The organism is Bradyrhizobium sp. MI1.4 (assembly GCF_055811315.1).
Genome location: NZ_JBVVPP010000011.1, coordinates 77,330 through 85,343, shown reverse-complemented (window position 1 = coordinate 85,343; position 8,014 = coordinate 77,330). Strand labels below are relative to the sequence as shown.

Sequence of the window (8,014 nt, the reverse complement as noted above, 5' to 3'; positions counted from 1 at the left end):
CGCCGTCTCGGGGGGGGGTGCGCGCGGGGGGTTGCTGGGGGTGGGTGGGGCGGGGGTGTGCTGGGGGGGGGGGGGGGGGCGCCCCCCCCGCCCCGGCCCCCCCCCCCCCCCCCACATCGCGGCTACCGCCCACCCACCTTCTCCCATAGCCATTTCGCCACTGCATCCGGCGACGAATTCGCGTCATTGCCGGCGGCGCGCAAATTAGCTTCGCGCATGGTCGCGATGTCGATCTTGCCGAGCAGCGGCTTCACCGCGGCCCGCAGCCGTTCGTCGCCGGCGCGCTTTGGGGCCAGCAACAGGATCGCATCGTAGGGCGGGATCGCGTGCCTGGGATCGTCGAGCGCAACGAGATCGTATTTTGCGATCAACCCGTCGCTGGTGTAGCCGGCGATGACATCGACCTCGCCGCTGGCGACGGCCGCATACATGAAGTCCGGCTGCATCTGGCGCTGGGCGCGGAACGAGAGGCCATAGGCCTTTTGCAGCGCCGCCCATTCGGGTCGCGAGAAAAACTCATAGTCGCCGGCGATCGACAGGGTCGAAGCATGCGCGGCGAGATCGGCGATGGTGCGGATGCCAAGCGCCTCGGCGCGCTTCTTCGGGATCACCAGCGCATAGGCGTTCTCGAAACCGAGCTCGCCGAGCAGGGTGATGTTCTCCTTCGCAAGCGTTGTCTGCAGCTCCGCCAACAGCTCCGCGCGCGGCTTGATGTCCGTGCGGTGAAGCTGATTGGCCCAGAGCGTGCCGGAATAATCGACGTAGAGATCGATATCGCCGGCTTTCAACGCCTCGAAGATCACGCTTGAGCCGAGACCGGAGCGTGCGACGGCGGCGAGACCGGCGGCCTGAAGCCGGTCCCGCATCAGCGCCGACAGCACATACTGCTCGGCGAACGTCTTGGCGCCGACGACATAGTTCTGTGACGAGCGCCCCATCGTCGGCACCAATGTTGCGGCGACCAGTGCCGCGATCCCGGCCGCGCCAAGCGCCGCACGCACGCGGCTGCGCCAGCGCAGGCCGCTCTCGACCAGGCCGAGCAGTTGATCGACGGCGAGCGCCAGCAGGGCCGAGGCAAAGCAGCCGAACAGCACGAACACCCAGTTCTGGGTCTGGAGCCCGGCAAAGATGTAATTGCCGAGGCTGGTCTGCCCGATCGGGGTCGACAGCGTCGCGGTGCCGATCACCCACACCGCGGCGGTGCGGATCCCCGCCATCATGACCGGCAGCGCCAGCGGCAGTTCAACCATCACCAGCGACTGCCGCGCGGTCATTCCGACGCCTTTGGCAGCCTCTATCAGCGCGGGATCGATGCCGTTGAGGCCGGTGATGCCATTGCGCAGCACCGGCAGCATCGAATAGAGCGCCAGCGCCAGCATCGCCGGCAGGAAGCCGAAAGCGGAGAAGGAGACGCCGAACCAGGCCAGCGCCACGGAGGCCGCGAGCAGCAGGAGCGGATAGAACAGCGCGAGCAGCGCCAGCCCGGGCACCGTCTGCACGATGCTGGCGAGCGCGAGCAGCACAGCGCGCGGCGTGGGACGGTTGCGCGTCAGAATCGCCAGCGGCAGGCTGACGATCAGGCCGAGCGCAAGCGCGGCGAGACTCACCCGCACGTGGTTGCCGAGATAGTCGGGCAAATGCGCCAGCGCTTCGCCCCAACGCGGATCGGTGAAAAGGCTCATGCCGCCCCGCCCTTTAGCAGCAGCGCGTTCAATCGCTCGACCTGGCGTCGCGGCGTCCGCAGCAGCTCCAGCACGTAGGCGTCGCTGCTTTTCGAGAGCTCCACTGGCGTGCCCTGCGCCAGCAGCTTCCCGCTGCGCATCACCGCGATGCGGTCGGCCAGCAAAATCGCTTCCGTCATGTCGTGGGTGATCATCACGGTGGTCAGGCCGAGCTTGCGGTGCAGCTCGCGAAAATCGTCGCCGAGCGCATCGCGGGTAAGGGGATCGAGCGCGCCGAATGGCTCATCCATCAGCACGATGCGGGGCCTTGCCGCAAGCGCCCGCGCCACGCCGACACGCTGGCGCTGGCCGCCCGAGAGCGCATCCGGCAACCGCCCGCGATGGGCGGCCCGGTCGAGCTGCACGAGCTCGAGCAACTCATCGACCCGTGTTGCGATATCCGCTGCCGAGACGCCGAGCAGCTTCGGCGTGATCCCGATATTGTCGGCGACGCTCAGATGCGGGAACAGTCCGCCGCTCTGGAAAACGTAGCCGATGCGGCGCCGCAGCGCGACCGGATCGACGGATTGCACGTCGTCGCCCTCAACCGTGATCGTGCCCCCATCCGCCTCGATCAGGCGGTTGGCGAGCCGCAGTAGCGTCGTCTTGCCCGAACCCGAGCCGCCGACGACGGCTACAAATTCGCCTTCGGGGATGTCGAGTGACACATCGTCCACGGCCTTGAGCGCGCCGAAGCTCTTGGTGACGTGGGCATAGCCAATCATCGGCCTGGACGGCATCGGGCGGGGCTCACTGCGCTGACCCGCCCCAAAGAGGGATGGGATGACAAGGCCCATGCGTAGCACGCTTGGCGGCTTGATTGAACTTGGTCGCGCGAGCGGCTAAGGCATCGGGCCAAGTTCGGAGGAAGCATATGATAACGCCTACGGCAGTGGCGCTGGAAGATGCCAAGGTCGCGTTCCAGTTGGGCGATGGCCGGGTCTATACGGCGGTGGAGAAGGCGCATCTGACGGTGGCGCAGGGCGAGTTCGTCGCCATCGTCGGCCCGACCGGCTGCGGGAAATCGACGCTGCTCAACGTCGCGGCCGGGCTGCTGAAGCCGGCTGCCGGGAGCGTCAGGATATTCGACCAGCCACTTGCCGGGCTGAACCGGGACGCCGGCTACCTGTTCCAGGCCGATGCGCTGTTCCCCTGGAAGACCGCGCTCGACAACGTCGCGATCGGGCTCGAGGTCAGCGGCACGCCGCGCAGCGAGGCACTGCCGCGGGCGCAGACATGGCTGACCTCGGTCGGTTTGGGCGCCTTCGCCAACCGCTATCCGCACATGCTCTCGGGCGGCCAGCGCAAGCGCGTGGCGCTGGCGCAGGTGCTGATCCGCGATCCAAAGATCCTGCTGATGGACGAGCCGTTCGGGCCGCTGGATGCACAGACCCGGCAGGTGATGGGCAACCTGTTGCTCGACCTCTGGAACGCTGACCGCAAGGCCGTGCTGTTCGTCACCCATGATCTGGAAGAGGCGATCGCGCTCGCCGACCGCGTCGTGATCATGTCGGCGGGGCCGTCCTCCCGCATCATCGGCGACTGGCGCGTGAGCCTGCCGCGCCCGCGCGACATTTTCGAAGTGCGGCTGGACAAGGAATTCCATGCGCTTCATCGCGAGATCTGGAGCGTGCTCAAGGACGAGGTCATGAAGGGCTATGCGCAGTCCACGCAAGCGGCGGAGGCGGTCTGATGTCGCGCGTCACCCTGCTTACGCTGCAAGTGCTGGTCGCGGTGGTCTGCCTCGCGCTGTGGCAATTGCTGTCGACCGTGCCCGTGTTCGGCAAGATCCTGCTGCCGCCGTTCTTCTTCTCCAATCCGGTCGATGTCTTCGCCCAGATCGTCAAATGGTTCTCGTCCGGTGTGATCTGGAAGCATCTCGGCATCACGCTGACGGAATCGATCCTGGCCTTCGTGATCGGATCGGCCGGCGGTGTGCTGATCGGCTTCTGGTTCGCGCGCCAGCCGCTGGTCGCCGCGGTGTTCGATCCCTACGTCAAGATGGTCAACGCTCTGCCGCGTGTGGTGCTGGCGCCGATCTTCGCGCTGTGGCTTGGGCTGGGCATCTGGTCCAAGGTCGCGCTCGGCGTGACGCTGGTGTTCTTCATCGTGTTCTTCAACGTCTATCAGGGCGTCAAGGAGGTCAGCCGCACCGTGCTCGATAACGGCCGCATGCTCGGCATGAGCGAGCGGCAGCTGATGCAGCACGTCTATTGGCCCTCGGCGCTGTCGTGGATGTTCTCCTCGCTGCACACGTCGGTGGGCTTTGCCGTGGTCGGTGCCGTCGTCGGCGAATATCTCGGATCGGCGGCGGGGCTCGGCTATCTCATCCAGCAAGCTGAAGGCATCTTCGATGTCGCCGGCGTGTTCGCCGGCATGTTCGTGCTGTCGGCCTTCGTCATCCTGATCGACTTTGGCGTGACGTTGGTGGAGCGGAGACTGCTGGTGTGGCGCCCGACCGTGGACGGACGCGGCTAGGCCGCAAGGGGCCGGCGCAACGCGCGAGCGCCGGATCGATCAGTCCAGCAGCTTGGTGTCATCGGGCGCCTGCGGCGGCGTCTTGATCGCGATCGCCTTGACCTGTCCGCTGATCGGCTTGGTGCCGCCATGCGGCGTCCCCTTCGGGATGATGACGAGGTCGCCCGGCTTCACCGTGACTTCCTTGTCACCGAACCAGATCGTGCCGGTGCCCTCTAAAATGTACTGGATCTCGTTGGTGTTGGGATGCATGTGCTTGGGCACATTGCCGACCTGGATCGAGATGGTGGCGCCATCGGCGCTTGCGAACGTCTTGGAGCGGTAGCCGACGGCGTTGGCGTTCCCCAGCGCGTCGCCCTCCATCTCGCCGGTGTGGATGAACTGCGGAGTGATGTTCTCCGCGGCCAGCGCCGGCCGCAGCAGGTGGGTTGCGCCGCATCCGGCGGCAAAAGCGGTGGCGATCGACAGTCCGATTGCAAGGCGATTCATGGATGATCCTCCCCATCAAGAATTGTTCTTGTGGGCTTCATGCTATTGCGCCGAAAGGCCGATGGCCAGCGCCTTCGGTCCTGCTTCTCAAGCCAGCCCGGCTGCTTTATGGTGCCGCCAGCCGAACGGAGGAAACCAATGAAGAACACGATAGCCAGGCTCGCGGGCGCGCTGCTCGCGCTGACGCTCACCACCGGTCTTGCCGCGGCGCAAAGCAAGGTCACGATCGCGATCGGCGGCGGCTCCTGTTTGTGCTATTTGCCGACGGTGTTGGCAAAGCAGCTCGGCGAATACGACAAGGCGGGTCTCGACGTTGAGCTCGTGGACCTCAAGGGCGGCTCGGACGCGCTCAAGGCCGTGCTCGGCGGCAGCGCCGACGTGGTCTCCGGCTATTTCGACCATTGCGTCAACCTCGCGGCCAAGAAGCAGGAGCTTCAGGCCTTCGTGGTCTATGACCGTTATCCCGGCCTCGTGCTGGTGGTTTCGCCGTCGCACACCAACGAGATCAAGTCGATCAAGGACCTCGCCGGCAAGAAGGTCGGCGTCAGCGCGCCCGGCTCCTCCACTGACTTCTTCCTGAAGTATATGCTGAAGAAGAATGGCGTCGATCCCGCCAGCACCGCCGTGATCGGCGTTGGCCTCGGCGCCACTGCGGTCGCCGCCATGGAGCAGGGCCAGATCGATGCGGCCGTGATGCTCGATCCCTCCGTGACCGTGCTCCAGGGCAGCCACAAGGATCTGCGCATCCTCTCGGACACCCGCACGCAAAAGGATACGCTTGAGACGTTCGGCGGCGAATATCCGGGCGGCGCGCTGTACTCGACCGCGGCCTGGGTCGCCGGCCACGAGAAGGAGACGCAGGCGCTGACCAACGCGATCCTGGGCACGCTCGCCTGGATCCACTCGCACTCGCCCGAGGAGATCATGGCGAAGATGCCGGAGGAGACGGTTGGCAAGAACAAGGACCTCTATCTCGCGGCACTCAAGAACACGATCCCGATGTTCTCCGAGACCGGCAAGATGGACCCGAAGGGTGCAGACGCCGTGCTCGCGGTGTTCAGCGTTGGATCGCCCGAGGTCGCCAACGCCAAGATCGACGTCAGCAAGACCTTCACCAACAAGTATGTCGAGCAGGCCAAGAAGACCACGGGAAGCGTCAAATAACTGACGCGAAGGCGTGGTCATCAGGCGTCATGACGTCACCAATCATTCATCGGGTCACGACGCTTGAACTTGCCGTGCGGCCGATCGTCTGGGCGTTCGCGGAGGAGCGGCGCGCCGAGATCGCCACGCATTTCGCCGAGAAGCAGCGCGAGCGGCCAAAGATCTGGAACGGTCGCGTCCTGCTCGGGCGTGATGCAACGTTCGCCGACGGGCATCTTTCTGCGACCTATTTCGAGACCGATTTCGCGAGCTTCCTCGCCTGGCGCGATTGGGGTTTTCCCGACAAGGCCGTGTTCAACGGTTTTGGCATGGGCGCGTTGCGCGCCTCCGACGGCGCCTTCGTCATGGGTGAGATGGCGCAGCACACCGCCAATGCGGGCCGGATTTATTTCCCGTCCGGTACGCCCGATCTCGAAGACGTCAGGGGCCACACGCTGGACATTCCTGGCAGCGTGATCCGCGAACTCGAGGAAGAGACCGGCCTGACCGCCGCCGACTATCGGGTCGAGCCGGACTGGCACTGCGTCGTCACCGGCCCGACGATTGCGATGTTGCAAATCGTCAACCTGGACATGCCGGGTGATGTGGCGCGTGCGCGGATCGAAGCCAATCTGGCGGGCGAGGCCGAGCCAGAGCTCTCGGCCATTCATCTCGTGCGCGGGGTGAGCGATCTCACGCCGTCCATGCCGCGATTTGTCACGGCCTTCGTCGAGCAGCAGTTCGCGTTGCGCTGATGCGCGAGGCTTGACATCGCTGCGCTCAGCCCATGTGATGGGCGAAAATATAAACCAAAAAGAATGCAATGCACAATCGTCCAGGGAGGTTTTGATGCGCGTGCGCATGGCTGCCCGTTTGGTACGTGGGCTGTTGGTCGCGATATCAGCGACGGGCTTGGCGGCGTCCGCCCAGGCTCAGGATCAAGGCAAAGAGAAGAAGATCAAGATCGGCGTCGTTTTCGATTTGACCGGGCCTCTCGCCGGCGGCGGCTCTGAGCTCGGCTATATCGGCGCAAAGATCATCCTCGACCATTTCGCCAGGACCGGCGTCGAGGGTTACAAGATCGAAGCGGTCTATGCCGACGCGCAGAGCAAGCCCGACATCGCGATCAACGAATCCGTCCGCCTGCTCGAGCAGGAAAAGGTCGACATGGTGCTCGGCTTCTTCTCCTCGGCGCAATGCGTGCCGGTGGCCGCCCGCGTCGAGCAGCTCAAGAAGTTCATGTGGATGACGACCTGCATCTCGTCGGCCGTGTTCAACGAGAAGGGTTATAAATACGTCTTCCGCCCGCAGGCGAGCGGCGACCAGTTCGGCATGATGACGATGGATTTCATCGCGCAGAACGCCAAGGCGAAGTTCGACAAGGAGCCGAAGGATCTGCGCGTCGCCATCATTCACGAGGACGGCGCCTATGGCGTCGACGTGTCCAGAGGCAACGAGGCCGGCGCGAAGAAGGCGGGCTTCAACGTCGTGATGAAGGAGGGTTATTCAGCCACCGCGCCTGACCTCTCCGCGCTGGTGACCAAGCTGAAGCGCGCCAAGCCCGATGTCATTTTCCACACTGGCTACAACCCTGATATCACGCTGTTGCTGCGTCAGGCGCGCGAGCAGGGGCTGAAGTTCGGCGCGCTGATGGGGCACGGCGCGGGTTACGGCGTCTATGAAAAACTGAAGGAAGGCATGGGAGCCGATGCCACCTACATCTTCAACACAGACCCGATCTCGATCTGGCTTGCCAACCAGAAGACCATGGATCCCAAGCTCCCGCCTGTGATCAAGATGGTTGGCGAGGAATTCGACAAGATCCGGCCCGGCGTCGCGATCCGCTCGGCGCATGTCGGCATCGGTGCGTCCAACACCTATGTGTTCATGAATGACGTGCTGCCGCGCGCGATCAAGAAGTATGGCGGGGTCGATCCGGATGCGCTGCGCAAGGCTGCCCTCGATACTGATATTCCCGAAGGGGGCACCATGCTCGGCTTCGGCGTGAAGTTTTACGGCGAGGGCACGCCGATGGCCGGGCAGAACGAGCGCTCGTTCCCGGTCGTGATCCAGTACATCGACGACAAGTCCTCCGTGGTGTGGCCCAAGAGCCAGGCGCAGCGCGAGGCCGTGCTGCCGCTGCCGAAGGGCACCACCTACAGCAACCAGTAGCGCAAATGCGC

8 protein-coding genes are annotated in these 8,014 nt (G+C 64.7%); 5 read left to right on the top strand and 3 right to left on the bottom strand.

The window, feature by feature from the left end; genetic code table 11:
• Positions 1 to 122: 122 nt before the first annotated feature.
• Both AC0L23_RS15405 and AC0L23_RS15400 read right to left on the bottom strand, forming a co-directional pair.
• On the bottom strand, positions 123 to 1,682 hold the full coding sequence (locus AC0L23_RS15405; RefSeq protein WP_018454348.1) for a glycine betaine ABC transporter substrate-binding protein: 1,560 nt from the start codon (positions 1,680 to 1,682) through the stop codon (positions 123 to 125).
• Entirely contained in the window at positions 1,679 to 2,461 is a 783-nt protein-coding gene (locus AC0L23_RS15400) for an ATP-binding cassette domain-containing protein (RefSeq protein ID WP_085385125.1), read from the bottom strand. Before AC0L23_RS15400 ends, AC0L23_RS15405 begins: the two co-directional genes overlap by 4 nt.
• Positions 2,462 to 2,595: 134 nt before the next feature.
• On the opposite strand from AC0L23_RS15400, the gene AC0L23_RS15395 reads away from it, so the two are divergent.
• Both AC0L23_RS15395 and AC0L23_RS15390 read left to right on the top strand, forming a co-directional pair.
• Positions 2,596 to 3,414: an ABC transporter ATP-binding protein gene (locus tag AC0L23_RS15395; RefSeq protein ID WP_085395022.1), complete on the top strand. Its 819-nt coding sequence runs from the start codon at positions 2,596 to 2,598 to the stop codon at positions 3,412 to 3,414.
• Positions 3,414 to 4,199, top strand: coding sequence for an ABC transporter permease (locus AC0L23_RS15390; protein WP_018454351.1), 786 nt, complete (start codon positions 3,414 to 3,416; stop codon positions 4,197 to 4,199). Before AC0L23_RS15395 ends, AC0L23_RS15390 begins: the two co-directional genes overlap by 1 nt.
• 39 nt (positions 4,200 to 4,238) lie before the next feature.
• On the opposite strand, the gene AC0L23_RS15385 is transcribed toward AC0L23_RS15390, so the two are convergent.
• Positions 4,239 to 4,688, bottom strand: coding sequence for a cupin domain-containing protein (locus AC0L23_RS15385; RefSeq protein ID WP_473357095.1), 450 nt, complete (start codon positions 4,686 to 4,688; stop codon positions 4,239 to 4,241).
• 138 nt (positions 4,689 to 4,826) lie between these two features.
• Between AC0L23_RS15385 and AC0L23_RS15380 the strand changes: the two genes are divergently transcribed.
• The 3 genes from AC0L23_RS15380 to AC0L23_RS15370 all read left to right on the top strand — a co-directional run bounded on the left by AC0L23_RS15380 (position 4,827) and on the right by AC0L23_RS15370 (position 8,003).
• Positions 4,827 to 5,852 carry an ABC transporter substrate-binding protein gene (locus AC0L23_RS15380; RefSeq protein WP_018454353.1) on the top strand — a complete coding sequence of 342 codons (1,026 nt, stop codon included), beginning with the start codon at positions 4,827 to 4,829 and terminating at the stop codon, positions 5,850 to 5,852.
• Positions 5,853 to 5,881: 29 nt separating this feature from the next.
• On the top strand, positions 5,882 to 6,586 hold the full coding sequence (locus AC0L23_RS15375) for a hypothetical protein (RefSeq protein ID WP_085385127.1): 705 nt from the start codon (positions 5,882 to 5,884) through the stop codon (positions 6,584 to 6,586).
• Between the two features lie 94 nt (positions 6,587 to 6,680).
• Positions 6,681 to 8,003 (top strand): ABC transporter substrate-binding protein, encoded by a 1,323-nt coding sequence (locus AC0L23_RS15370; protein ID WP_085385128.1) that lies wholly within the window; start codon positions 6,681 to 6,683, stop codon positions 8,001 to 8,003.
• The last annotated feature ends 11 nt before the right edge of the window (positions 8,004 to 8,014 follow it).

What these genes read in the sequence shown, in the direction of transcription:
- AC0L23_RS15395 (WP_085395022.1), top strand. Translation starts at nt 2,596, where the DNA reads ATGATAACGCCTACGGCAGTGGCGCTGGAAGATGCCAAGGTCGCGTTC.
- AC0L23_RS15385 (WP_473357095.1), bottom strand. Translation starts at nt 4,688, where the DNA reads ATGAATCGCCTTGCAATCGGACTGTCGATCGCCACCGCTTTTGCCGCC.
- AC0L23_RS15390 (WP_018454351.1), top strand. Translation starts at nt 3,414, where the DNA reads ATGTCGCGCGTCACCCTGCTTACGCTGCAAGTGCTGGTCGCGGTGGTC.
- AC0L23_RS15375 (WP_085385127.1), top strand. Translation starts at nt 5,882, where the DNA reads ATGACGTCACCAATCATTCATCGGGTCACGACGCTTGAACTTGCCGTG.
- AC0L23_RS15400 (WP_085385125.1), bottom strand. Translation starts at nt 2,461, where the DNA reads ATGCCGTCCAGGCCGATGATTGGCTATGCCCACGTCACCAAGAGCTTC.
- AC0L23_RS15370 (WP_085385128.1), top strand. Translation starts at nt 6,681, where the DNA reads ATGCGCGTGCGCATGGCTGCCCGTTTGGTACGTGGGCTGTTGGTCGCG.
- AC0L23_RS15380 (WP_018454353.1), top strand. Translation starts at nt 4,827, where the DNA reads ATGAAGAACACGATAGCCAGGCTCGCGGGCGCGCTGCTCGCGCTGACG.
- AC0L23_RS15405 (WP_018454348.1), bottom strand. Translation starts at nt 1,682, where the DNA reads ATGAGCCTTTTCACCGATCCGCGTTGGGGCGAAGCGCTGGCGCATTTG.